Origin of the sequence: Acinetobacter sp. YH16051 (assembly GCF_013417135.1) — a bacterium.
GTDB lineage: Bacteria > Pseudomonadota > Gammaproteobacteria > Pseudomonadales > Moraxellaceae > Acinetobacter > Acinetobacter towneri.
On sequence record NZ_VPEN01000140.1, the window covers coordinates 1 to 1,152 of the forward strand.

General features: G+C 64.1%; 2 protein-coding genes. Both read right to left on the minus strand.

Annotation, left to right across the window (positions count from 1 at the left end; genetic code table 11):
- Window positions 1–77: 77 nt before the first annotated feature.
- Complete coding sequence (locus FTV41_RS14925) at window positions 78–578, minus strand: GNAT family N-acetyltransferase (RefSeq protein ID WP_000376623.1); 501 nt, start codon at window positions 576–578, stop codon at window positions 78–80.
- 127 nt (window positions 579–705) lie between these two features.
- Window positions 706–1,152, minus strand: a 447-nt coding sequence (locus FTV41_RS14930; protein WP_179996784.1) for a dihydropteroate synthase, incomplete at its 5' end; no start/stop codon positions are given.

Genomic DNA, 1,152 nt, shown 5'->3' on the forward strand with positions numbered 1-1,152 from the left:
TCGCGGTCGGACTGCAAGTGATCTTGAAGCCACGGGCCCGTCCCACCCCGACATGGACCTCGATGCCCGAACGGACGTTAGATTTCGAGTTCTAGGCGTTCTGCGATGAAGGTTGGATCCCAGCCGGGATTGAAAGTGTCGACGTGGGTGAATCCGAGCCGCTCGTATAGGCCACGCAGGTTCGGGTGGCAGTCGAGCCGCAGCTTGGCGCACCCCTGCGTTCGCGCGGCATGGCGGCAAGCCTCGATCAGCGCGGAGCTGACACCCCGGCCCGCATGTGTCCGTCGCACCGCGAGCTTGTGCAGATATGCGGCCTCCCCCTTGAGGGCGTCGGGCCAGAACTCGGGATCCTCGGCCGACAAGGTGCAACAGCCGACGATGCCGTCGCTGCAACTCGCGACTAGGAGCTCGGATCTCAGGACGAAGGTCTCCGCGAATGTCCGGTCGATCCGCGCGACGTCCCAGGCGGGCGTTCCCTTGGCGGACATCCACGCCGCAGCGTCGTGCATCAGCCGCACAACCTCGTCGATATCACCCGAGCAGGCGACCCGAACGTTCGGAGGCTCCTCGCTGTCCATTCGCTCCCCTGGCGCGGTATGAACCGCCGCCTCATAGTGCAGTTTGATCCTGACGAGCCCAGCATGTCTGCGCCCACCTTCGCGGAACCTGACCAGGGTCCGCTAGCGGGCGGCCGGAAGGTGAATGCTAGGCATGATCTAACCCTCGGTCTCTGGCGTCGCGACTGCGAAATTTCGCGAGGGTTTCCGAGAAGGTGATTGCGCTTCGCAGATCTCCAGGCGCGTGGGTGCGGACGTAGTCAGCGCCATTGCCGATCGCGTGAAGTTCCGCCGCAAGGCTCGCTGGACCCAGATCCTTTACAGGAAGGCCAACGGTGGCGCCCAAGAAGGATTTCCGCGACACCGAGACCAATAGCGGAAGCCCCAACGCCGACTTCAGCTTTTGAAGGTTCGACAGCACGTGCAGCGATGTTTCCGGTGCGGGGCTCAAGAAAAATCCCATCCCCGGATCGAGGATGAGCCGGTCGGCAGCGACCCCGCTCCGTCGCAAGGCGGAAACCCGCGCCTCGAAGAACCGCACAATCTCGTCGAGCGCGTCTTCGGGTCGAAGGTGACCGGTGCGGGTGGCGATGCC